Genomic DNA, 24597 nt, shown 5'->3' with positions numbered 1-24597 from the left:
CACGATCTGTTCAAGCAGATCATCACCCCATTAAAACAGCATCTTGGCATTAACTTCGGTTATATGATTGTGTTTAATGATGGCAGATACTACCAAATTATTGAGGACCTAGAATGTCTCAAAAAATGGGTGACTAATGTTAAAACAAGCCACATCTTCTGCGCTAGGAACGTTACCACCTATTTTGATCAACCATATAACTTCACCATCTGGCCAGAGGAGCCAATACCAAATTGTCCAGCAATGGAAATATACAAAGAATATGGCATGTGGAATGGGATTACAGTTTCTAAAGTAAGCAAAGACTATACCGAGCTATACTGGTTCACCAAACAAAATGCAGAAGATGGCTGGCATAAGTTGTTTATTAGGAATAAGCCATTTTTACTAAAATTTATAAAGTACTTTAACGCTCACAAAAAGATATTGCATTTTTCGGAGGATAATTTTGAGCAGAATACATTTAGACTTAGTACAAGTTTTAATACCCAATTAGCGAAATCAGGATATGCAAAATTAGAAATGCCCCCTGTTAAGGATATGATGAACATTATACACAGAAATGTATATCTAATTAATAAATGTCATAATAGACTTTCTAATCGGGAGGTAGAAGTACTTTCAATTATTTGTGATGGTTTTACCTATAAAACTATAGCAAGAAAATTAAATATTTCAGTTAAAACTATTCAACATCATGTGGAACATATAAAAAGTAAAACAGGTTTGCATTTTAAAGAAGAACTAATCGATTTTTATATAAAAAATATCAAAACTCATGGTTGATCAATAGGTAATTTGTACCCATTGATTTACAGAGAGCAGTTTCCTAATATTAAAACAGTCCTAGTTGCTTTTTTTATCGTTTACTAGGTGTGATTATAAAGAAGAGGTTTAGTATGAAAAATAATCTTATTAAAGTAAAAGCAGACGAAGATAGTACTTTAATTGGTGCGGGGTTCTCTAATGACTCTCAGCAATTGGTTGAGAATAATAGGTGTTATAGTACGACTGTATCTGGTATTTCCAGTGTTGAGAGTGTAATAGCACTTAATGAAGCAATGGTATTTGAAGAATTTGTTAAAGCCCTTAATTTAGATTTTAGCTATGGAAGTATAAACCTTTTTAAAACAGGTGGTGAATCTGATTTTTATCGTACGGTTATGGATGATTATTTATCTATGTCATTTAATTATTATCAAACTACCTTGCAAGAAGTTTTACTACAAGTTAATGGAATGGGCGAAGAAATATTAACAGATGAAGGCAAGACTTTATACAATAATGGTAATAACATATATTTTGGCATAGAATGTGGAGATAATTTTATTTCCTCATACAAAGAAGGGGCAATGCTATTGATGAGTATTAAGTTGGCTTTTTATACGCATCAAGAAAAACTTTCATTTGAAGCATCATCCGGCAATATAGGAGTTTTTTCTGAAGATATACAGGAATGGGCTCAAAAGACAAAAGCTGCAGGTAAAATCTCAATAATAGCTTATCAAAAAGGTGGTATACCAAGTGAGCTTGCTAACATACTTGATAAATCTTCGGAGGGAGATTATTATAGTATTTCATGTTCTCTGCAGGATATGGATGCTTGCGTTGATACTGCAAACAGTATGTTAGATTATGCATATTCTGATTTTTCTACACAATTTTCAGTTGACGGTACTAATAGCCAAAATATAACAGTGCTTGGAGATGGACAATATGAATATACCCCTACATATCGTTATGATTTACCAGTTGAGTCAATAGTTACTCCAGCAATTATTCATGAAAGAGTAAAAATGTCTGAAATTCTTGATGAAAATCAAAATTATTATAAGCCATTATCAGATTCCTTGTTAAAGACATATCCGGTGGAGTGGTCTACTAGTAGTGAAAATTATGCAGCAGCTAAATCTTTAAATGACGATGTGAAAAATAATGTAGATGTTATTTTAGATCCTGTTAATGGAGAAATTCAGTGTTTTTATGTTCCTGAGTCTTGTCTTAAAACTGGTGCAGTTATTCAAAAAAATATTAATCCAGTTACTGAAAGTAATCTAAGTTTTCTAGAAGATATAAAATATTATTTTTTAAGTGAGCAGTGGGGGGCATTTGTTTGGGATGGAGATGAATGGGAGAGCACAAGTGATCAAATCTATCAAATGGATCCTTGTTACACTAATCAAACTTCATCCGAAATACCTTACCTTACTGAATGGGGATTTTTTTATAAAGATATTTCTGGTGACAGTTGGCATTACTACTCAAATGGAGAACCTGAGGTGCATGAAGGGAGTGATCCCTTATATGAAATTAGTGATTATTGTAGAGATGGATATTCTCACGAGTGTTCAACAACAACAATAACTACATATATCTCTGAGTGGTATTTTACTACATATAACCAAACCATGTTTGGTAGTGATGTTGTTGCTTAATGTTTTAGGCATTGTAAACATCTAGTTAAGGGGCTTTATTTCTATGTTTTTAAGTAAAAGAAAAGCAAGAAGCCCCGGTATTCATTTTTAAACTATCAATTAGTTAGAACTTTTGAGGCATAGTTTTTATCGTGAAAGTTGAATTATTAAATACAAACAAATGGTTGTAGGATCTTTAGTGAGCAACATAGGTAATTTGTACCCATTGTTTTACAGAGAGCAATTTCCTAATATTCAATTAGGCCTAGTAGTTTTTTTTTCGTTTACTAGGTGTATTAAAAGAAGAGGTATATCATGGCAAATATAAATAAACTAAATGAAGGTAATAATGACGATTTAATAGGTGCTGGTTTCTCTAGTGATTCTCAGAAACTAGTTGATGGTAACAGATGTTTCAATAGTGCTATTTCTAGCACATCAGGAGGGGAAAGCCTAATAAAACTTGATACATGGTTGTTGTTTGATCAGTTTGCAAGCTCTATGAATATAGACTTTAGCCCAGGTAGTATAAATGTTTTTCTAAGTGAACCAGAAATTGATTTTTATCATTCTGTGCAAGATGATTATCTGGCCACTTCCTATAATTATTATAAAGTTGTATCTAAAACAAATTCATTGAGTGTTGCTGGCTATGAAGACTCAATATTAACTGAGGACGCTAAATTAAAATATGACAACGGAGAAAATCAATATTTTAATCAAATATGTGGAGATAATATTATCACTTCATATAAAGAAGGTGCCATGTTGTTAATGAGTGTAAAAATGGCATTTTATAATCATCAGGAAAAAGTTTCATTTGAAGCTTCCTCTGGAGATATAGGTGCATTCTCCACAGATATAAGTGCTTGGGCCAAGAATACACAGGCTGCAGGAAAAATCTCAATAATAGCTTACCAGAAAGGGGGGACACCAGCCAGTCTTTCTAATATTTTTAATGCAGATTCTGATGGCAATTATTATATAATCTCATGCTTATTACAAGATATGGATGCATGCGTTAATGCTGCAAATGGCATGCTTGATTATGCAAATACAGATTTCCCTAATCAGTTTGATTTAAATACCAATGAAAACACCACTGTATTGGGAGCAGGACAATATGAGTATACCCCAACATCTGATTATAATTTGACTGTTAGCTCTGTAGTTACACCAGCAATTCTTGGGGAGAGAATTAAACTGTCCAATGAACTTACAGAAAATAAAGGATACTATAAGCCGTTATCAGATGCTATCGTATATAACTACCCTGTTGAATTATCTACCACCAGCGAAGGTTATGCTGATGCATTGTCTCTAAATGAACAAGTAAATAATAATATCAATGTTCTTTTAAATCCAAATAGTGGTGCAATTCAGTGTTTTGATGTTCCTCAGGATTGTCTTAAAACCGGAGCGGCAATTCAACAAAGACTTGATCCTGTTACAGCAAATGATTTGGGATTTGTTGAACAAATAAAATATGTATTTAGCACTGGATGGGCATGTCTGTATTATAATTTTGAACAGTGGTTAAATATTAATAAACCTAGTCCAGAATTTGAGCTCACTATTCTTGAAATGGGTCCTTGCTACACTAATTACACATCATCAGCAATTCAGTATCTTACCTACTTTGAATTCAAAGCCCGTAATAATGGTGGAGACCAGTTCGATGTTTTCTCGACTAGTGAACAACCAATTTTACATGAAGAGTCAGATCCATTTTATGACGTTTTAAATTATACAGTAACAGGTTATGATACTTGGAATCGTACTGAAAAGCCTACAACTTGCACATCACCATGGTATTTTACACTATACGATAACGATAATAGTAATAATGCTATACTTGGTTCTAATAGCGAAGAAGGTCCTGATTATTTCTGTACTGATCTTTGTGTTTAATTATTACAAAACCAAAGGATGCTGACAGCTTGCCAGCATCCTTCAATGTTCTTGAAATATCTTATCAGTATTTTTTTAAATCTACCCTCTTTGCTCCTACTCGATTTAGTTAACCCTAAATTAACATTTATATTATATTTTTTAGTAATCCAATATTGACTGATTTGGAATATAGCATGGGCGCATTGCCTCATCAAAAATTAATGCATGCCTATCAGCGGCTGGCTTCAATTTTAGACAGGTATTAGCCTGGTTGAGGCTTTTATTGCAATTTGTGCAACTATATTTATGAGTGCAATAAAAGCTAGATCATCTAAAAAATTCTTACTTCCATACAGTTAGTTCAAAAGCATACTTTTTAACGTCCGACTAGGTAGTATATTAATTCAGTTTATATGAGAGTTTGCAAATAGTAATATCCACCTACCGCTTTTCAGTATTACAAACTTGTCTTTACTTCTGTATCCAGTAGAAACTCTCATATTTTTGAATGGAGAAAATTTATTTTTTAGACACATCCACTCCACCAGTTTCCGTTGAGTTGAACTCACTCTCCACTAATTTTGACCATTTCGTCTCCTACGCTCTACAACCCAATATCTGCCTAGCCTAGAGCTTCAGAAAAGCGAAATGGGTTTGTTGCTTCCACTTTCAGAATTCACCTCAAATAACCCCATTTTGACCATTTTTATCCCATATTTTATCTCCATTCTCCGTTTAGGGTATTGATTTTTAAATCCAGCAACACCCTCAGAAACACTGGGCTACAAAACTGGTTCGTAAATAGAGAGAGTCACTACTCCAAAGGGTTTTTATAAGCTAGTAGATTAACAACTGGATATATTAACCTATTAACAAAATAACAGTAGAAATTAAATTTTGCTATTGATTGAGACTGCTATATACGTTAAAATTAGTTTACGATTGCTCATACTATAATCTTTAAAATATTCATTATCTATATAGTATGATAAGAAAACAAAATTAGAGGACTTACACCATGTCAAATCCCATAGAAAACACAAAGGAACACGCAAAAACTCTAATACACAAAGGGACAGGTTATATAAATAATCAACAATTTGAGGAGAGCTTGCCCTATTTTTAGAGGCATGGAAAATTTGCACTGATTTTGACAAAGAAGGAATGGATCCCTTAACAGCAATGGCAGTAATAGGAATAGGAACAGCTAAGCATGGTAATGGAGAATGTCTAGAGGCTTTAAAATGGTATAATAAAGGATTTCTTATCAGAGAGAATGTTTATCAAGAAGAAGCCAGACCCGAAACAGCTAGTTTGTATAGAGTGATAGCTTTGTGTAATTTTGCTCTTGGAAAATACCGAGAGAGCCTAAGTAACTTTTATAAACAGCGAGATATGTTTGAAGAGCTAGAAAAATCTGGTAAAATTCCGCCTCAAGATATTACAGATATTTATAACAATATTGGTGTTTGTTATGAAAGATTAAATAACCATGAACGTTCTTTAGAAAATTATCAGATTGTATTGAACAAACGGGAGTTATTGTATCAAGCAAAATACAATGCAACTGAATTACCTCAAATTACTGATCCAACCGATAATCAGCTCATTAGTGATTACGCTGATGCACTTAGGAATGTGGGAGCTGCTTATTATAGATTAGGAGCTAACTATAGTAAAAGTGAATCACTTTTTCACCAAGCTTTAGAATTAAAAAAACGCATTTATGGCGAAAAAGAGCCGCGTGAAAATATTATAAATCTATATAAAGACCTCACTTTGACATATGAAGTGTTAAATAAAACGAAAAATAGCTCAGATTTTAAGATTAAGCAATTAGAAATGCAATTAAACTTTATAAAACCTACATCACAAAAGGAACTAGAAGAAAAAGCTGATATGTTAGACGAACTAGCAATTGCATATGAGAAACTCGAAGGTCATGAGCAAGAAAGTTTTTTAATTACGAGCAAGCTCTATTTGTACGTAGAAATATTAGTGAAGATCATCCAGATTTGGTTAAGTCATATAGTACATTGGTTGAATATCATAATAAGTTAAATAACACTGATGAAAGTTTGAATTATACAGCTGCATTACAACTATTGCTTAATAAAACTAATTATATAGAAATTGAACAAGATGGAAAAGATTTTGCTATCACTGAAAATAATCTAACTACTCTTCCAGGTGAGCAGCAACCAACAGGTGATGACAACACTATTAATTGATAATAAAAAATGCTATTAGATTCTAATTTATGGAGAGGACATTATGTCAATATCTAACAATTCTCTCAAAGTTGTTGGACCAATTTCGTCAGCAATTTTTTATTATAGAATGGGGTATGAATTATTTAAGCAATATTCAGCAAATATTGATAAGACTTTTGATAGTGGTCAAATTGGCGACAAGGTAGACGCCGTACATCGTGATTTTTGTGTACCAACAAATAAAGAATCAGATGAAAACAAGCTCATAAACCAAGAGAGCGTTACTACAAGGAGCCTAAATAACAATGCCATTTCAACTAAAGAAAGCGCTGCTAGTAATGATGTTTCGGCATTGCCCAATAATTATATACAACAATAAATAAAAATGTTATGATATCCTCTATATAACAAATATGGGGGATTATGACGATGATAATATGCAAGTCTTGCGGTTTCAGTGATTATGTAAAGAGCGGCTTTGCGTTTGGCAAACAAAGGTATAAATGCAAGAAGTGCGGAACTTTTTTAGAGAAGGTGACGCAAGACAAAAATACTCTACAGCCGACCACCTTAAGGTAATCAAGCTTTATTTAGAAAACTGCGGTATCAGGACTATAGAAAGATTAACCGGAATTCGTAACAGTCAAATCTCAAAATGGATTGAGAGCGCTGCGTCTTATGTAAAGTTAGCGTTTGAAAAAACCCATAATAACTTAAATTCAATTCAAGAAATAGAAATATTGGAATTAGATGAGCTTTGTACGTATATAAAAAAAGACCAAAAAATGGCGGAGAATTTACCTTCGTATGGATTGCTGTTGATAGACGGACGAATAAAGTTATTGATTTTGAAGTAGGCGACAGAAGTAGGCAAACTTATTTAAAGTTAGCCTTGAGAATAGAGAAGAAATATAAGGTTAAACATTTGTGTACGGATGGGTATAGCGCTTATCAATATTACAAAATATCTGAACATCATCATACGACCAAATCAGAAACAGCGTTGGTAGAGGCTAAGAATTCTATAGTGAGGCATTATTTAGCTAGATTTAATCGTCGAACTAAAAGATACAGTAAATCTATTAAAATGATTGTTGCTAGCTTAACTTTATTGTTTTGGAAAGATATGATAAACTTAAACTTCTATGTACAATTATTGGGCGATGCCAAATTTATGAATTTATAATATTTAAAAAAGAGGTAAGAGTAACATTATTTTAGGGCATTTATTAAGGATATAACTTTCTGAGAATCGTTGAATTCTATAGTCCTATTTTTAAGGATTTGATAGGTTTCATGTCCCTTCCCAGCAATCAGCAAATTATCTCCTGGTTGTAATTGTGATAAGGCAAAAGATATCGCCTCTTCTCGATCTCCAATTTCCTTTGCGCTAGTGCAGTTATTTATAATAGCTTGACGAATTTTTGCAGGATCCTCATTACGTGGGTTATCATCAGTGATAATTATATTGTCAGCATAATGTTTAGCTATTTCCCCCATTATAGGACGCTTTTCTATTTCTCTATCTCCTCCACAACCAAATATTACAAATAACTTATTTTTTGTAGCAAAGGATAAAGTTCTTAATGAATGTTCCAAGGCATCAGGAGTATGGGCATAATCAACAAAAACGCTAGCATTGTTATAGGTTGTTACTAATTCCATCCTTCCGGTAACAGCTTTTATTTTAGATAATACTGGCATAATTTTATCTGGATCTATACCGCACCCCATTAATAAACCAATGGCGCAAGCTATATTATATATTTGAAAATTGCCAACTAGATTAAAGGAAGTATTATAAGGTTTTCCTTCAATGTTCCAGGAAACCTCCTGTATGGTTCCAAGAGTTTTGATGGAATTGATTGTTATGTTATATGTTGCGTATTTATCTGTTTTTTTTCCATAACAGATAATTTTATGTTTACGTTCTAAACAATAGTCAAGCAGGTCATTATATTCAGGAATGTCTCCATTTAAAATAGCGAAGCCTTCTTTCATTAGATCAAATAAGTGCTGTTTTGCCTCAAAGTATTTCTCCATTGTATGGTGATAGTCTAAATGATCTTGAGTGAAATTAGTAAATGCACAGGCCTTAAATTTAACATGATCTAAACGATGTTGATCTATTCCATGGCTGGAGCATTCAAGGGCAGTATATTCAATGTTATTATCTACAATTTCATTAAGAATTTTATGCATTTCAATAGTTGCAGGAGTAGTGAGCTTAGAATCAATTTGCAGATCTCCCAATACTCCTAATGTTCCAATAGAGACGGATTTTTTATTTAAAGCACTTAGAATTTCTATAACAAAATGAACTACTGAGCTTTTTCCGTTCGTGCCAGTCACTCCCATTAAATATTTAGGTTGCTTTGGATAAAATTGCTCAACTAATTCCCCTAAGGTTACCCGGGAATTAGAGGTTTTAATATAAGTTATTCCTGAAATTTTTTCTATTTCTTCTTGGTGAATAATGATGTTTGCACCATTGGCCACTGCTTTAGCTATATAATTATGTCCATTTTGCGTGGAGCCATTTATTGCTACGAATATGAAGCCTGGCTTTACTTCACGCGAATCTATTGCAATTCCTGAAACTTTACTAAAGTCTATGTCCATCATGTCCTTATATTCTTGAATTACTTTAACTATATATCTATACTCTAGAGAAAATATATAGGAAAATATTAGTTATGAATATAAAAATTCTTTCGAACACTATAATTAATCGTATTGCTGCCGGAGAAGTTGTAGAGCGTCCGTCTTCTGCTGTAAAAGAGTTAGTAGAGAATGCAATTGATGCTAAAGCATCTAGAGTCGATATTATTATTGAGAATGCTGGACGAAATTTGATTACCATTATCGATGACGGTATCGGCATGAATAAGGAAGAATTATTATTAGCAACTGAACGTCATACAACATCAAAATTACCAGATGAGGACATAAATAATATAGAGTTTTTTGGCTTTCGAGGGGAAGCTTTGCCTTCCATTGCTTCAGTGAGTAGAATAACTATTACTTCTAGGCCTCAAAATGATACTTCAGAATTTGCTTGGAGTATTAATATTATTGGAGGAGAAAAACAGGAGCCTCATCCTGCTTCTCTTTCAAAAGGCACCAAGATTGAGGTGCGCGATTTATTTTTTGCAACTCCAGCTCGTTTAAAATTTCTTAAAACTGAGAAAACAGAAATCCATTACATCGTTGATTGTTTAAAGAAAATTGCTATGGCTAATCCAAATATAGCATTCAGTTTAACCAGTGAAGGGAAAGAGATATTTAATTATGATGCTTATGATGGTGAAGAAGCTCTATACAACCGCCTTAATGATATAATAGGCAAAGGGTTCAAAGAGAACTTTACTTATATTCAATCAGAAGATTCTGACTATTCTTTGAGGGGGTATATTAGTGCTCCTACCTATAACGTTGGTACTTCTAATGAGCAATATTTCTTTATAAATAAACGCCCGGTAAAAGATAAACTGTTATCGATGGCTGTAAAAATAGCCTATCAAGATTTTATTCCTCATGGCAGACATCCATTATTATGTTTGTTTCTAGAAATAGATTCGGTTTTCGTTGATGTGAACGTTCATCCTGCTAAATCTGAGGTTAGATTTAAAGATAGCAATTTGATTCGTGGAGCAGTAATTTCTGCTATAAAACATGGAATTCGTAGTATAGGTAAGCAAGCCTCAGATCACTTAACTGAGGTGGCTATAAGTTCATTCATTCCAGAGAATGTGCCTTCTATGCAAGAGCCTTCAAGGGCACAATATTCTGCTTCCCCAAAGCCTAATTTTACAAGACCAGTTATTCCAGATGCTCAAACCACTGCGGCTATTTTTGCTCCCATAGAACCGATGGTTAACGCAGAGCCTGCTGAATTCGATCAAGCCCAAGTTAATTTTCCTTTGGGAGCTGCTTGTGGACAAATTCATGATACTTATATTATTTCTCAAACTGAAGATGGAATGATTTTAATAGATCAACATGCAGCGCATGAGAGAATATTTTATGAAAGGCTAAAGAAAGAAATATTAAACAAACAAATAAAAACTCAACGTCTTTTAGTTCCAGAAATTATTGAATTGCCTGAGCATGTAATAGAGCAGCTGTTGGCTAATAGAGAAGAGTTTGTAAATTTAGGATTATATTTTGAAAGTTTTGGTAGTAAAGAGATTTCAGTAACTGAGTTACCCGCATTATTGAAATGCAAAGATGTGAAAAAACTAATACTTGATATAGTGGATGATTTAAATGAATATAACCAACAAGTTTCCTTAGAAAAGAAGATACAGCATTTTTTAGCCACTTTTGCTTGTCATCATAGTATTAGAGCTGGGAGAAACTTGAGTATAAAAGAAATGAATTCCTTGCTTCGTGAAATGGAGGATTGTGACCATACCGGTCAATGCAATCATGGGCGCCCAACTTATATTAAGTTAGATCTTAAGGCTATAGAAAAACTATTTGAAAGAAGTTAGATTTATATCGTTTGTAGAAAATCCTTTAAGGCTGTAGTAAAGTCTATAGGATTATCTCTGTGAACTGCATGACCTCCATCTAAAACAGTTAGCTTAGTATTAGGCCTTCTGCTAGCCATTTGTTCTACATGTTCTTGTGTTAATACAATGCTGTTTTTGCCTCTAATTAATAAACAAGGACAATCTGTTTTTAACCAGTCATTCCAGTGGTTGCCACTAAGATAACTATTTGAGATTATCATTTCTTTAGGATCAAACATAAGTTTCCAGCCCGCATCTGTTTCACAAAATGAATCTTTAAGATGAGAACTAAAGCGTGGGCCAATAGCTTGTAGAAGTTCTTCTTTTGTTTTGTAAGTTCCCTTCCAAGCAAGTGAGAAGCTTAGATCAATTGATAGGTTAGCGCCTATATCTTCAATGACCATAGCGCGTATTAGTTTGGGGTTTTTGGCAGCGAATTGATATGCATTAACTCCTCCCAAGGAATTACCCCTTAATACAACTGGTTTATTGATATTAAGATGTTTTAGAAGAGCGCTAATGTCATCAAGATAATCTTTTCTAGCGTAAGAATCAGCATGATCTGTATATCCATGACCTCTCTGATCAAGAGCAACAATACGCCATTTCGGAGATAACTCATCAGCTATTTTAGAAAAAGTTTTCCCTTGCATAAAATGAGCATGTAGGGCTATTAATATTTTACCATCACCTCCAGAGTCAAGATATGAGAATTTTAAATTATCGTGAGTGAAGAAATATCTTTGCATATTAGATATCCAGGTTGCGTTTAAAATTAATGCATTTCTCTAAGAAGAAAATACTTAATATTAGCAGAATCACACTATAATATCCATAATATCTATAGAAGGTGAATTTTGTAATATAGCCTGGCAATTGAGCATCTAATATTCCAGTGGTTAGAAGAGGGAGGCTTTTTGTTATATTGCCAAAACTATCTATGATTGCTGAAATTCCGGTGAGTGATCCTCTAGCCATTGGGACGCCTTGTTCAATGCTTCTAAACTTAGCTATTGCCAGATGTTGGTGGGGGCCTATGCTGGTGCCAAACCACCCATCATTAGTAATATTAAGAATCCATGTGAAAAATCCTGGATTGCTTTCAGGGAAAGCAGCCTCATAACATACACTTGGCATAAATGGATGGCGGGCATTTATAATTTTACCACCATCTCCTGTGCTATAATCAGTTCCTCCAGAAGTTAGTTTACTTATAAATGGCAAGATAGTTCTGAAAGGAATAAATTCTCCTAGTGGTACTAAATGAATTTTATCGTAATAATCAAAAACCTCTCCATTATGGTCAATAGCATATAAAGAATTCCAGTGTTTTTCTCCTTCTCTACGTGTGGCATTTAGAATGAGCAAAGAATCTTCAGGTATAACGATTCTTAATGTATCAAGCATTCCAGGGGTATTTAAAGAATATTCATGTGCTCCTTCTGGCCAAATGATATAATCAATCTTTTCATCCTTTGAAGTTTTGCTGGCATTAATATGTTTCATGAAATTAAAATGATGGTTCCTCATTCTAGAGTAGATGTTTCGATCAATATTGGCTTGAATGATTCGAATTTTAGCATCTTGCTCGGTAAGTTTGGGAGGATTATTTAGACGATACTCACCATAAAGATAGCAAGCTATAAAGCTAATTAGGGCTACATATATAATAGATAACTGGGATATATCTTTTTTTGTATAAATATTAACTGCAGAATATATTGCCCCTGCCCAAATCAGGCTTAAAAAACTTAATCCCCAGATAGAAAATAAAGATGCGCTTTGGCTAATGATATTTGAGTTAGACCAAATATAACCAATTAATATCCATGGAGATTCAATATAAACATAACTGCGGATGAATTCTACTGCTAGCCAAATTAGTGCTATTAAGAAGACGTTATTTTTTGCAAATTTTGTAATTAAATATCCTAGCAAAATAAAGTAGAGGGCAAAGAATGCTGGGATAAAAATTATTCCTAAGGGATATAGCCATAGCAGCTGGTCGCCATAAGTTAATACGGATTCACTTGGCCAATGATAGCTGTAAATATAATATCCATATCCAAATAAAAATGAAAACCAAATAATTTGCTTGGTATTTTTTATTGTATTAAGTAAATAAAAAAATAGAGAAAGTGAACATAGAGAAGCAATAGCATAGTTAAATGGTGGTTGACCGAAGGAACAAATTAATCCTAAAATGAATGCAATTAAATATAATTTTTTCATTTTATGAGAGATATGGCGATTGTGAACATTAGGCATCCTATCATGAAATCTAAAATCTTCCAAGAGATTGGTTTTTCAAATAATGGTTTTAAAAATGGTGCAGCAAAGCTAAGTGCAAAAAACCAAAAACATGAAGCGGTAATGGTTCCTAGGGTAAAAGATAGTTTATGGTCGCTTGAGAAATTAGCGGTAACACTGCCTATTAAAACGCAAGTGTCCAAATAAGCATTGGGATTAAAAAAAGTTACAACCAAAGCTTTAATAATTACTTCTTTTAAATCTAAAATTCTGGGCTGGGTATTAAGATCTAATCTATTACTTTTGAATGCTGAGTAGAAAGAAGTTAGGCTATATCCAAGTAAAAACAATACTCCTCCCCAGTGGAAGAATTTTAGCAGAGATTCATTAGTGGCTATAAGTTCTCCGAATCCGTAAATTCCTGCAATAATTAATAATGTATCACCAAAAGAACAAATTATTGCGATTATAAGATTATGGCTTCTTAGAATTCCTTGTTTTAAAACAAAACTATTCTGTATGCCAATGGCAATAATTAAGCTCAGTAAAAGGCTGAATCCTTGAAAAAACAAGGTATAGGAGAAGGTCATAAAATTTATATATTATAAAGATAATTATTAATCTTTAATCTATTTTTATAGGAAGTCAATACTAGTGTAAATTTATGAGATATTTTTATTTATAAAAGATATGGCTATTGTAAACATTAGACAGCCTATGAAAAAGTCAAGAATTTTCCAAGAGAGTGGTTTCTTAAAAAGTGGTTTTAAGAAGCGCGATCCAAAACTAAGAAGAAAAAACCAAATGAATGCAGCTCCTACGGCTCCTATGGCGAAAGGTAATTTATCTGTATCTGAAAAGCTTGCACTAACACTACCAATTAAAATGAATGCTTCAAGATAAGTGTTAGGGTTTAAGAAAGTTACAGCTAGAGTGATAAGGATTACATTTTTTAAGTCTAGAAGTTTAGTTTCAGTGTTTAGTTTAGTTTTGTTTTTTTTAAAAGCTGAATAGAAAGACATTGTTCCGTAACCCATTAAAAGAACAATTCCTCCCCAATGAAATAAGGCCATAAGTGGTGCATTATCATCTATCATCATTCCAAAGCCGTATATTCCAGCTACAATTAGAATTGTGTAACCAACAGAACACATTGATGCAATGAGGAGATTATAATTTTTGAGTATCCCCTGCTTTAAAACAAAGGTGTTTTGCATTCCAACTGAAACGATCAAGCTGAAACAAAGACTAAAACCTTCAAAAAACAAAAGAGAGGAAAAACCCATAAAGTTACCTTTTATATGATTGCTTCAATTAATAATCGCTTTAATTTTGTTAGATGTCAATATTAGTTATTTCCCTCTTCCTTTTGATCCTTTGTTTTTTCCTATATTTGGCGTAGGTGATTTTGTCATAGAGAATGAAGACATTTTTTATGAAAAAACTGATCATGAATTATCTAAAGAATTAATAGTAAGATTGGTTGAGTTAGAGACATATGGAACTAACTCTAAAACAATGGAAATATTCAATCCACTAAGGTATAGTATTTCCTCTTTATAATCAGACTTAGTAATCCATACTATAGGATAGTAAAGGCAATCATCTAAAGGAAGCAGAGTAGTTTTGCGAAAAGCCACAATTACAGCTTCTTCTTCAGCAGTTAATACAGTTGAATGAATCTCCTTAGGTCCCATGACGGTATCATGAATATAATTTCGCTTTTGCCATTTAGCTACAATTTTAGGATTAAGAGGATAACTTTTAGCCAGGTCATTTAAGCTCTCTTGACTATTTTGTATTGCTCTACGCACTGCCTCTTTCGTTGTGGCGAAGCTGTGTAATATTTGTCCCATAATACCTCCTGGGTCATAGATGATAATTTACTATTATTTAAACCATCACACAATGGGACCATGCACCTAGCTATATGTCCTATTATTTATAAGATTTGTATTATTTGAACCAGTACAATCTTCCATCAACTTTAAAAATATTCAACCCAATAAAATAGAACTTTGTTGAGAAGACAACATCAAACCTCGAATAGAAAATTAAATATCAAACTTTATTAAAGCCAAAATTCAAACCACCCTACTAAAATCTGTATGGATGGTATAATTTTTAAAAGGGCCATTTATTCTATAAGAAGTTGAAAAGCTGTCCTCTGAATAAATGGTCATGTTTAGAAAATATTGATCCCTAACGCAATGATGTGTATGGCAAATATTTACTGGAGTTACCAAACTTTCATCGATAAAAAATTGATGCAATAGGCTATAGTCACTTTTGTATATACGTAGATTTGAAGAGCAAAACCTAAAAATAAGCTTTTGTTGAAAAAGCACGGTTTTATTATAACGACCTTTCTCTGTGTAAACTCTTTGATCCTTCTTCCCAATCGAAAAATTTGCTACACCCTCGAAATAAATTTCTGGGAATAAAATTTTTCTCTTAAATGAATATTGTCCTTGCAGTAATTGATTAAGAATCTTCTGCATCCGAAACAGGCTCAGCATACATCTTAGCCTTTTCTAGCGCTTTATCTAAATCTGTCTGAGAACAAAGACCTAACAATACTGGATCACGAGGTTTAATATTATTAGTGTTCCAGTGAGTGCGCGCTTTAACCGCAGCAATAGTGGTTTTAGTTGTTCCAATCAGCCTTACAATCAATTGATCAGGAACATGTGGATAATAACGAACAAACCAAGAAATTGCATCCGGCTTATCTTGTCTTTTAGCTATTGGAGTATAATGCGCAGTTTTACGCTTTTTATTCATAATTTTTATGTGTTTCTGCGCTTGACCAGAAAGTTGTAACTTAGCCTTAGGATCTTTTTCGCAACGCTTTATCTCTTCTTTAGATAACTGCTCATTAGAAATTGGATTTTCTCCAATAATACCAACAGCAACTTCATCATCAGCTATGCCTTTCACTTCTAATGGGTGCATCTCACAGAATTCAGCAATTTGATCAAAAGTTAAAGTAGTGTTTTCAATTAACCACACAGCTGTAGCTTTAGGCATTAATGGCTTAGTCATAACAATTTTCCAAGTTAAGAATTAACATTTAAGATTAAACTTAAGCAAAAATCACAAGTTTGTCAATGTTTCATTTAGGCTGGATGGAAAGAATATTGTAATATTTCAATATTAGATAAACACCCCTCAACATTACACTTCAAGGCGGTTACAACCTCATTTTATCAATGAACATTGATAGAACATACATAAAATAATAACTGTTTATTTCCTTTGTCATTACAGAGTGCTAAAGTAGCTTTAGCATTCAAAATACTCCTTGCAGTGACCTCAAAAATACCACAAAACCTGATGAATAAGTGTTACCGGATCATGGGAGTTGGTGTTTTGGATCTTCACCTTAATACTTACCAATCAGTATTTTGGTGCTCGAAACCAAATAAAGAAAGTAATCGTTGATATTTACGATTCTTTGACATGGCCAACATAGGATCTTCTTTTATAATTTCTTTAGCCTGAAAATTTGCATCGGCAATCAATTGGTGATGAGCTATAAAATCTACAGTTTTAAAATTAGGTAATCCACTTTGTTTAGTTCCTATTATATCCCCCCCTCCTCTAAGTTTTAGATCTTCTTCAGCCAATACAAAACCATCATCTGTTTCACGTAAAATTTTTAGTCTCTGCCAAGAAATATTACTAATTGGTGGTTGATATAATAAAATACAATGAGATGATTTATTCCCCCTACCTACTCTTCCCCTCAACTGATGAAGTTGAGACAAACCAAAACTTTCAGCGTTCTCAATAATAATTACCGTAGCATCAGGAACATCCACTCCCACCTCAATTACCGTGGTAGCAACTAAAATACGATAATCTCCTTCAATGAATTTATTTAAGTTTTCCTGTTTAATTTTACTATCTAACTGTCCATGAACTAAACCAACTATTCCAGGATAACATTTAGACAATTCATTCACCCTAGCTTCAGCAGCAGTTTTTTCTAAATCTATATCAATAGGCTTGTCTTCTGACTCAGAAATTAATGGACAAACCCAATAAATTTTACCTTGAGATTTTAAAATATTATCTAAAGACTGGATAATGTCATTTAATTTTGACTTAGGTAAAATAGAAGTTTTTATAGGGACTCTAGATTTAGGCTTCTCAGATATTTTAGTAATATCCATATCTCCATAAAGAGCTAAACTTAAACTACGTGGAATGGGAGTAGCTGACATAATCAATAAATCAGCCTTATTTCCTTTATTAACTAATGAGAGTCTTTGTTCAACACCAAAACGATGCTGCTCATCAATCACTACCAAAGCTAGATCATAAAACAGAACTTTGTCTTGAAATACCGCATGAGTTCCAACTAGAATCTGCAATTCTCCTCTAGATAATTCATCCATTATTATTTTACGATCTTTTGCTTTTGTCTTTCCTGTCAACAAAGCATATTTAATTGGCAGTTTTGTAAAAAACTTTTCTAATGTTTGAAAATGCTGATTCGCCAATACATCTGTAGGAGCCATCAATACAGCCTGCTGCCCCTTGGACTCTACAACATTTAATATTGCTGCCAAAGCTACTACTGTTTTGCCACTACCCACATCTCCTTGCAAAAGCCTAGACATTTTATTACAGGACTCTTGATCAGAAATAATTTCAGCAATAGCATGATGTTGACCATGAGTTAACTCAAAAGGCAAGTCACATAAAAAGCTCTTTAATAAATCCCCTTTGGCTACAATTGACCTCCCCATTTGTTTATTTTTATACTGCCTAAGCAAATTAACCATAAGCTGAGTAGCCAGTAATTCATCATAGGCTATTCTTTGCTTTTCAGGAGCATAAGGATTTACACTAGAAATATCTTTTGGATGATGAATTTTATATAATGACTCTTTAAATCCATCCCATCTAAATTTTTTTATAACAGAAGCACTAATCCATTCTTCATCTTCTTGCAAGTTATCTAAAGCAAAACTAATATATTTTTGAATTTGTTTATTAACTATTCCATAAGTTAAAGGATAAATAACTTCATCTTTAATAATAGGAGCATGTGGCTTATTAGGATTAAGAACCTCAGGGTGAGCAAGCTGCTTAAAACCATTAAAAAGTTCTATTTTCCCAATAGCTATAATTTCACTATCAACTTTCGCCCATTTCAATAAATATTGAGGATTATAGTTAAAATACAATAATTGAATTCTACCGGTATCATTTCCACAATATATTTTAAATGGCTTTCTCCTAGAAAAATTAGGATTATTTGGCTGATCTATATCAATAATTTTTAAACGCAGAATCACTAAATCCCCTCCATTAATGGAATGTAAAGGAGGATATAAAGATTTATGGATAACATTGTTAGGAAAATGCCAAAACAAATCAGCAAAACAAGTTATATTAAGACGCTTAAGTGATTCTTCAGCCTTAGCTCCAAGACCCGGAATTGCACTCAAGTTATTTCTCATAAAATTGCCCTAACATAACTATAAAATCATATAAAGCATAATATCACAAAAGAACCTAAAGAACCATCCAGAACTCAAAATACAAGCAGTATTTAAAACCTAAACACACTCAAAAAATCTTGAGTCTATCTTAGCTTAGATATTCTATATCCTTGCAATTTTCTCTTAATGATGTATTATTGTCCAAAATATTTACAGAGTCTCTCAAAAAATATGAATCAGTTACCAACGAAGTATAATCACAAAAATATTGAACATAAATGGCAGAAAATCTGGTTAGATAAGGGCACATATAAATGGGAAGAAAACCTTCCTCGTGAGCAAACTTTTGTTGTTGACACCCCTCCACCAACTGTTTCTGGCCTCCTTCATATGGGACACATCTTCAGCTATACTCAAGCAGATTTTGTAGCACGTTTTCAAAGAATGTCAGGTAAAACTATTTTTTACCCTATTGGATTCGATGACAATGGATTACCTACTGAAAGGCTAGTTGAGAAAGTTAAGAAAGTCCGCGCTAGTTCCATGCCAAGAGAAGAATTCATTGATTCATGTAAAGAAGTAGTCGTCGAAGCTGAAGAAGAATTTCGTAAATTATTCAAATCCGTTGCCTTAAGTGTTGACTGGGAACAGGAATATCAAACTATCAGCGAACGTAGCACTGCCTTATCTCAAATGTCATTTCTTGACTTAGCAGATAAAGACCGAGCCTATCGTAAACTGCAACCAACTCTATGGGACCCAATAGATGCCACGGCTTTAGCTCAAGCTGAAGTTGTTGATATTGAAATGCCAAGCATCATGAATGAAATAATTTTTAAGTCAGAAGATGATGAAGAATTGGTGATAAGCACCACTAGACCTGAATTATTACCATCTTGTGTGGCAATATTTTATCACCCTGAAGATTCGCGCTACCAACACTTGGCTAATAAAAAAGCTGTTACTCCATTATTTTCTGTAACCGTTCCAATTCTACCTGATGATAAGGTGGACATTGAGAAAGGCACAGGACTTGTAATGTGTTGTACTTTCGGAGATACAACTGATATTGATTGGTGGCGCAATTATGATTTACCTCTTAGAATTATACTTAACAAATATGGAAAGTTAGACTTTACTAATGCAGATTGGATAATATCACAAGATTATAATGAGCAATTACAAAACTTAAAAAGTAAAGCTGCACGGGAGAAAATTTTAGAATTTCTGGGAGAGTCTGTGATTAAACAAGTTCCTATTACTCATGCTGTTAAATGCGCTGAAAGATCTGGAGCTCCTTTAGAAATTTTAGTAACCTCTCAATGGTTTATTAAACTACTAGATATAAAACAAGAATTATTAGACCAAGTTGCTAAATGCAATTGGAATCCGTCTTATATGAAAGTAAGATTAGATCATTGGATTGAAGGACTAAAATGGGATTGGTGTATTAGCCGCCAACGTTTTTTTGGTGTTCCATTCCCTGTATGGTATTCTAAACGTAAGGGAGAAGAAGGAAAAATACTTTTTGCTCACCCAGAAGATTTGCCCGTTAACCCATTAATAGATCTTCCTCGTGGATATGCAAAAGATGAAGTTGAGCCAGATTTTGATGTTATGGACACCTGGGCAACAAGCTCTATTTCTCCTCAATTAAACAGTGGAGCTATAACTAAAAAATATTCTATTGATTATGACCGTCATCAAAAATTATTCCCCGCTGATTTACGCCCACAGGCTCATGAACTAATTCGCGTATGGGCTTTTTATACCATTGTAAAATCCTACCTTCATGAACAAATTATTCCTTGGAAAAATTTAATGATAAGTGGATGGTGCTTAGCTGCAGATAAAACTAAAATGTCTAAATCCAAAGGAAATGTCATAACACCTGTAGATTTGATAAAAGAAAAAGGAGCTGACATCGTTCGTTATTGGGCGTCTAATTCTAAATTAGGAGCTGATATATCATATTCAGAAGAAATATTTAAAATTGGCCATAAACTAATTAATAAACTCTGGAATGCAGCTAGATTTACTGAATTGCAGCTAAAAAATCTAAAAAGCGACCCCAATGATAAGAATCTCATATTTAAACCTGTAGACCTTTGGTTAATAACAAAACTAAAAAAAACTATTGAAAAGGCTACTGATGAATTTAATAAATTTGAATATTGTAATGCTAGGGCTGCAATAGAAGATTTCTTTTGGAATATTTATTGTGATAATTACATAGAAATTGTGAAAACTAGAGCATATGACGAGAAAGCTTTGGATAGTAAGGGACAAACCAGTGCATTAATCACCATGCATCACTGCATGAAAAATCTACTCAAATTATTTGCTCCTTATTTACCACATGTAACAGAAGAAATTTATTCTTATCTATATGCGGGTGAAACTCTGGTTACCCAAAGGGGAAGCTGGCCTAAACAAGAAGAGTTTCAACAAAACAAAGAATCTGAAGAATTAGGAGATGGTCTTCTTGATATTTTAGACACCGTACGTAAAATAAAGGCAGCGAATCAACTTTCTGTCAGCTCTCCTATAAAGAACCTTCATATAATAAATCTAAAATCTGATCTAGATATTGCTTTGATATCCGATGATTTGATGAATGTAACAAAAGCCCAAAATATTTCAAATAACAAAACAAATGATATGATCTCTACTGAAAAAGAAATGTTTATGATTGAATGTGAGTTTAATAATGAAAAAAATTGATATTTTTATTGCTGTTTTGGTAACCCTAGCCTGGGGAGGAAGCTATATTGCTATAAAATATACAGTTATTGAGATACCAGGACTTCTATCAATTGCTATAAGATTTATAATAACTAGCGCCATATTCCTACCGTTCATCCCCAAACCTAAAATACATTTTGGTAAAATTTATTCGCTAGCATTGGTAATGGGAGTATTTTATATAGGACTACTCTATTATGGTTTATATTTAGGAATAAATACAAGCCTTACTGTAATAATTGCCCAATTAAATATTCCTCTCTCAATAATCATTGCGCGCTTTGCTTTAAAAGAACATTTTACTTTAAGCTCAATCATAGGTGTTTCGCTAGCTTTAATTGGGGTGCTTATTATAGTTGGTGCACCACAAACAATGGGCAACCCCATTGCCTTTATAATGTTAATATTTTCCGCATGTTTTGGCGCAATATTTAATATACAAGTGAGAAAATTAAATACAGTCTCCCCATTGTCATTGCTATGCTGGTCTAACCTAATAGCAGCGCCACATTTATTATTAATGTCATATTTTATTGAAGGGAACCCTTTCCAATTACTTGAAGGAACAACATATAAGCTTTGGTTAGCTTTAGCATATAGTATTATAGTAACTGGAGCCGGTATTATACTATGGTTCCGTCTATTGCAAACATATCCAATTCATAAAATTATGCCTTTCCACCTTTTGACTCCATTCTTTGGTATTTTACTTTCTATACTATTCTTGGGAGAATTTCCTTCTTGGCCCGTATTACTAGGAGGAGCCATTATATTAAGTGGAATAGCAGTAACTCAAACAAGAATTCTCCCCTTATTAACAAATAAAAGGTTCTAAACATTATCTAAATAAATTAGATCGCTTTATGGAAAAATAAATATAAAAAAAATTCACCTAATAAACAAATTATATATCAATAATGTGATTTTGGTGAAATAAAACCGAAAGAAAGAGCAGGGCGCTATTATTACTGGAATCTAATGCCTTTAAAATAAAGTATCTTTAAAGCCTAATTATATAGCCTTTACCTCTAACAGTTTGAAGAAACAATGGACGGCTTGGATTATTCTCAATTTTAGAACGAAGACGAATAATCTGCACATCTACAGATCTCTCATTAATACCCAACTCTTCAGCTAATTCCTCTCTACTAACAATTTTATTAGAATTCTTCAATAAACTATTTAATAAACTATACTCACTCTGAGTAAGAAATATTTTCTTATCTTTTTGCAATAATAATTGGCGTGGTAAATCATATATAAAATCACCAAAATAATAAAAACTCCTGCTCTCTTGACTTCTCTTGAGTATCTTTGTTATTCTCAGTAATAACTCTCTGGGCTCAAAAGGCTTAACTAGGTAATCATCCGCCCCAACTTCTAATCCTGCAATACGATCATCAACTTCTCCCATTGCAGTTAGCATCAGAATAGGAATATTACTATATTTACCAAGACGCAATCTTTTTGCAAATTCAATCCCTGTTTCCCCAGGAATCATTACATCTAAGATAATTAAATCACATTCTATTTCTTTCAATAAAGATATAGCCTCTGTTGTATTTTTTACTATAGAAACGAAATAGTTATTCTCAACTAAATACTTCTGTAATAAACTTCTAATTCTAGAATCGTCATCAACAACTAATAAATGCTGAGTCTTTTTAGGATTTTCCATGTTTCCATTCTTTTTTGAAAATTATACAAAGCAATACTATGCCAGGAATACCAGCTATAGCAGTGATCCAAAAAAACTTAACCCATCCAAAGTAAGCCACTAAATATCCTGCTGGTGCAGAAAAAATAGTTCTCCCCATACTAGATAACGATGATAGCAAAGCATATTGAGTAGCAGTATAGGCAATATTACAAAGGCTACTTAAGTAAGCAACTATAACAACATTGCTTATTGCACCAGTGAAGTTCTCTACTGCAATCACCGCAGATAACACAACTAAATCATGACTTGTATTTGCGACCCATATAAACATTAAATTAGATAAAATTTGTAATACCCCTGCTAAGAATAAACTCTTAAATGTTCCCATGCGGTAGTAAATTAAACCACCGATAAACAACCCTGCCAAAGTCATAAAAAATCCAAATCCCTTGGTTATATAGGCTATTTCACTATTAGAAAACCCCATATCTACATAAAACTTACTTTGTAGAGAAAGCAATAAAGTATCAGCAAATTTATAAAAAATTACAAATAGAAGAATACATAACCAATGTTGTTGTTTAGAAAAATCTTGAAGCGAGTCAGGCAACATATTAATGGTCTTTCTTTTATAATAAAACCATCCTATAATCATAACCCCAAATATAATTTTAATTACAAGATTAGCTTGCAAATGTTCTAACAAAGCATGAATAAGAATGATGATGATTAAACTAGGAAGCCATTTTCTAGTTTTTAGAAAATTAAATACCACATTAAAAGACCAGTTTAATTTAGGTAACGTCTTAAATCTCTCTCTAGAAAGAACAGGCTCTTCTAAAAAAATTACGGCAACTGTTCCAACTAAAATACTGAGGCTTATAACAAAATACACCATTCCCCAAGAAATATAATCTGCTAATAATAATGATCCGGCTCCTGAAACTAGCATTGCTATGCGATAACCATAGACATACATAGTAGCACCCATACTTTGTTCTTCTTTTTCTAATACCTCAATTCTTAATGCATCAATAATAATATCCTGAGTAGCAGAAAAAAATGATACTAATAGAGCAACTAAAGCTGTAATAGTGATATTATCTATAGGAGAAGTTAACCCTAACGCTATCACGGAAGCCATTAATAAAATTTGTATTAATATTAACCAGCTTCTTCGGAGACCAAATTTTTTACTAAAATAAGGTATAGGTATATAATCGAATAGAGATGACCAGAGATATTTATAAGAATAAGGAATAGCAACCATAGAAAATAGACCTATAGTTTTAACATCAATTCCAAGGCGTGATAGCCACATACTCAAAGTTGAACCAGTCAACGCTAAAGGAATTCCTGCAGAGAATCCTAAAAATAGAATTGATAGAACCCTATAATTACCAAGATTGATAAATAGGCGCTCTTTTAATCTAGTTATCATTATATAAT

General features: G+C 33.0%; 20 protein-coding genes and 1 pseudogene. 11 read left to right on the top strand and 10 right to left on the bottom strand.

Translation table 11 applies throughout. The annotated features are described in order from the left end of the window. From N4A31_03305 to N4A31_03270, 8 genes are all read left to right on the top strand, one after another. Positions 1-786: LuxR C-terminal-related transcriptional regulator (locus N4A31_03305; GenBank protein ID MCT4635260.1), on the top strand; the 786-nt coding region annotated here is incomplete at its 5' end. 113 nt (positions 787-899) lie between these two features. Further along, positions 900-2435, top strand: coding sequence for a hypothetical protein (locus tag N4A31_03300; GenBank protein MCT4635259.1), 1536 nt, complete (start codon positions 900-902; stop codon positions 2433-2435). A 294-nt stretch (positions 2436-2729) separates the two neighbouring features. Further along, the gene (locus N4A31_03295; protein ID MCT4635258.1) at positions 2730-4325 is read left to right on the top strand and encodes a hypothetical protein; all 1596 of its coding nucleotides are present in this window, start codon (positions 2730-2732) and stop codon (positions 4323-4325) included. Between the two features lie 1146 nt (positions 4326-5471). Continuing rightward, complete coding sequence (locus N4A31_03290; GenBank protein MCT4635257.1) at positions 5472-6368, top strand: tetratricopeptide repeat protein; 897 nt, start codon at positions 5472-5474, stop codon at positions 6366-6368. Then, positions 6323-6538 carry a hypothetical protein gene (locus N4A31_03285; protein MCT4635256.1) on the top strand — a complete coding sequence of 72 codons (216 nt, stop codon included), beginning with the start codon at positions 6323-6325 and terminating at the stop codon, positions 6536-6538. The genes N4A31_03290 and N4A31_03285 overlap by 46 nt, the downstream gene beginning before the upstream one ends. Before the next feature lie 43 nt (positions 6539-6581). Continuing rightward, positions 6582-6899, top strand: coding sequence for a hypothetical protein (locus N4A31_03280; protein MCT4635255.1), 318 nt, complete (start codon positions 6582-6584; stop codon positions 6897-6899). Positions 6900-7023: 124 nt separating this feature from the next. Next, positions 7024-7377, top strand: coding sequence for a hypothetical protein (locus tag N4A31_03275; protein ID MCT4635254.1), 354 nt, complete (start codon positions 7024-7026; stop codon positions 7375-7377). Further along, positions 7278-7706: an IS1 family transposase gene (locus N4A31_03270; GenBank protein ID MCT4635253.1), complete on the top strand. Its 429-nt coding sequence runs from the start codon at positions 7278-7280 to the stop codon at positions 7704-7706. The genes N4A31_03275 and N4A31_03270 overlap by 100 nt, the downstream gene beginning before the upstream one ends. Positions 7707-7732: 26 nt before the next feature. On the opposite strand, the gene N4A31_03265 is transcribed toward N4A31_03270, so the two are convergent. Continuing rightward, a complete protein-coding gene (locus N4A31_03265; protein ID MCT4635252.1) occupies positions 7733-9145 on the bottom strand; it encodes a UDP-N-acetylmuramoyl-L-alanyl-D-glutamate--2,6-diaminopimelate ligase in 1413 nt (470 codons plus the stop codon). 71 nt (positions 9146-9216) lie between these two features. Between N4A31_03265 and mutL the strand changes: the two genes are divergently transcribed. Next, positions 9217-11016, top strand: a complete 1800-nt coding sequence (mutL, locus tag N4A31_03260) for a DNA mismatch repair endonuclease MutL (GenBank protein MCT4635251.1) — start codon at positions 9217-9219, stop codon at positions 11014-11016. 2 nt (positions 11017-11018) lie between these two features. Here the strand turns inward: mutL and N4A31_03255 are convergent, their stop codons facing one another. From N4A31_03255 to recG, 7 genes and pseudogenes are all read right to left on the bottom strand, one after another. After that, complete coding sequence (locus tag N4A31_03255; protein MCT4635250.1) at positions 11019-11786, bottom strand: alpha/beta hydrolase; 768 nt, start codon at positions 11784-11786, stop codon at positions 11019-11021. A 1-nt stretch (position 11787) separates the two neighbouring features. Next, positions 11788-13305, bottom strand: coding sequence for an apolipoprotein N-acyltransferase (gene lnt / locus N4A31_03250; GenBank protein ID MCT4635249.1), 1518 nt, complete (start codon positions 13303-13305; stop codon positions 11788-11790). Further along, positions 13266-13877, bottom strand: a complete 612-nt coding sequence (locus N4A31_03245) for a LysE/ArgO family amino acid transporter (GenBank protein MCT4635248.1) — start codon at positions 13875-13877, stop codon at positions 13266-13268. Before N4A31_03245 ends, lnt begins: the two co-directional genes overlap by 40 nt. 72 nt (positions 13878-13949) lie before the next feature. Then, the gene (locus N4A31_03240) at positions 13950-14573 is read right to left on the bottom strand and encodes a LysE/ArgO family amino acid transporter (GenBank protein MCT4635247.1); all 624 of its coding nucleotides are present in this window, start codon (positions 14571-14573) and stop codon (positions 13950-13952) included. Between the two features lie 306 nt (positions 14574-14879). Beyond that, a pseudogene (locus N4A31_03235) lies at positions 14880-15143 on the bottom strand (IS481 family transposase). Positions 15144-15771: 628 nt separating this feature from the next. Then, positions 15772-16332 (bottom strand): DUF1013 domain-containing protein, encoded by a 561-nt coding sequence (locus N4A31_03230; protein ID MCT4635246.1) that lies wholly within the window; start codon positions 16330-16332, stop codon positions 15772-15774. A 347-nt stretch (positions 16333-16679) separates the two neighbouring features. Further along, complete coding sequence (gene recG, locus N4A31_03225; GenBank protein ID MCT4635245.1) at positions 16680-18761, bottom strand: ATP-dependent DNA helicase RecG; 2082 nt, start codon at positions 18759-18761, stop codon at positions 16680-16682. Between the two features lie 213 nt (positions 18762-18974). On the opposite strand from recG, the gene N4A31_03220 reads away from it, so the two are divergent. Together N4A31_03220 and N4A31_03215 are read left to right on the top strand one after the other, a co-directional pair. Continuing rightward, the gene (locus N4A31_03220; protein ID MCT4635244.1) at positions 18975-21467 is read left to right on the top strand and encodes a valine--tRNA ligase; all 2493 of its coding nucleotides are present in this window, start codon (positions 18975-18977) and stop codon (positions 21465-21467) included. After that, entirely contained in the window at positions 21454-22323 is an 870-nt protein-coding gene (locus N4A31_03215; GenBank protein ID MCT4635243.1) for an EamA family transporter, read from the top strand. Before N4A31_03220 ends, N4A31_03215 begins: the two co-directional genes overlap by 14 nt. A gap of 165 nt (positions 22324-22488) precedes the next feature. Here N4A31_03215 and N4A31_03210 read toward each other — a convergent pair whose 3' ends face one another. After that, positions 22489-23166, bottom strand: a complete 678-nt coding sequence (locus N4A31_03210) for a response regulator (GenBank protein ID MCT4635242.1) — start codon at positions 23164-23166, stop codon at positions 22489-22491. After that, complete coding sequence (locus N4A31_03205) at positions 23153-24589, bottom strand: MFS transporter (GenBank protein MCT4635241.1); 1437 nt, start codon at positions 24587-24589, stop codon at positions 23153-23155. The genes N4A31_03210 and N4A31_03205 overlap by 14 nt, the downstream gene beginning before the upstream one ends. Positions 24590-24597: the final 8 nt, after the last annotated feature.

Source organism: Rickettsiales bacterium (genome assembly GCA_025210695.1).
Lineage (GTDB): Bacteria > Pseudomonadota > Alphaproteobacteria > Rickettsiales > CANDYO01 > CANDYO01.
The sequence above is the reverse complement of the archived record's forward strand: the minus strand, read 5'-3'. Positions and strand labels throughout refer to the sequence as shown.

Coding starts and splice junctions, on each gene's coding strand:
- N4A31_03230 (MCT4635246.1), bottom strand. CDS start 16,332: ATGACTAAGCCATTAATGCCTAAAGCTACAGCTGTGTGGTTAATTGAA.
- N4A31_03240 (MCT4635247.1), bottom strand. CDS start 14,573: ATGGGTTTTTCCTCTCTTTTGTTTTTTGAAGGTTTTAGTCTTTGTTTC.
- N4A31_03280 (MCT4635255.1), top strand. CDS start 6,582: ATGTCAATATCTAACAATTCTCTCAAAGTTGTTGGACCAATTTCGTCA.
- N4A31_03245 (MCT4635248.1), bottom strand. CDS start 13,877: ATGACCTTCTCCTATACCTTGTTTTTTCAAGGATTCAGCCTTTTACTG.
- N4A31_03275 (MCT4635254.1), top strand. CDS start 7,024: ATGCAAGAAGTGCGGAACTTTTTTAGAGAAGGTGACGCAAGACAAAAA.
- N4A31_03205 (MCT4635241.1), bottom strand. CDS start 24,589: ATGATAACTAGATTAAAAGAGCGCCTATTTATCAATCTTGGTAATTAT.
- lnt (MCT4635249.1), bottom strand. CDS start 13,305: ATGCCTAATGTTCACAATCGCCATATCTCTCATAAAATGAAAAAATTA.
- N4A31_03210 (MCT4635242.1), bottom strand. CDS start 23,166: ATGGAAAATCCTAAAAAGACTCAGCATTTATTAGTTGTTGATGACGAT.
- N4A31_03265 (MCT4635252.1), bottom strand. CDS start 9,145: ATGATGGACATAGACTTTAGTAAAGTTTCAGGAATTGCAATAGATTCG.
- N4A31_03255 (MCT4635250.1), bottom strand. CDS start 11,786: ATGCAAAGATATTTCTTCACTCACGATAATTTAAAATTCTCATATCTT.
- N4A31_03300 (MCT4635259.1), top strand. CDS start 900: ATGAAAAATAATCTTATTAAAGTAAAAGCAGACGAAGATAGTACTTTA.
- N4A31_03290 (MCT4635257.1), top strand. CDS start 5,472: ATGGATCCCTTAACAGCAATGGCAGTAATAGGAATAGGAACAGCTAAG.
- N4A31_03295 (MCT4635258.1), top strand. CDS start 2,730: ATGGCAAATATAAATAAACTAAATGAAGGTAATAATGACGATTTAATA.
- recG (MCT4635245.1), bottom strand. CDS start 18,761: ATGAGAAATAACTTGAGTGCAATTCCGGGTCTTGGAGCTAAGGCTGAA.
- N4A31_03215 (MCT4635243.1), top strand. CDS start 21,454: ATGAAAAAAATTGATATTTTTATTGCTGTTTTGGTAACCCTAGCCTGG.
- N4A31_03220 (MCT4635244.1), top strand. CDS start 18,975: ATGAATCAGTTACCAACGAAGTATAATCACAAAAATATTGAACATAAA.
- mutL (MCT4635251.1), top strand. CDS start 9,217: ATGAATATAAAAATTCTTTCGAACACTATAATTAATCGTATTGCTGCC.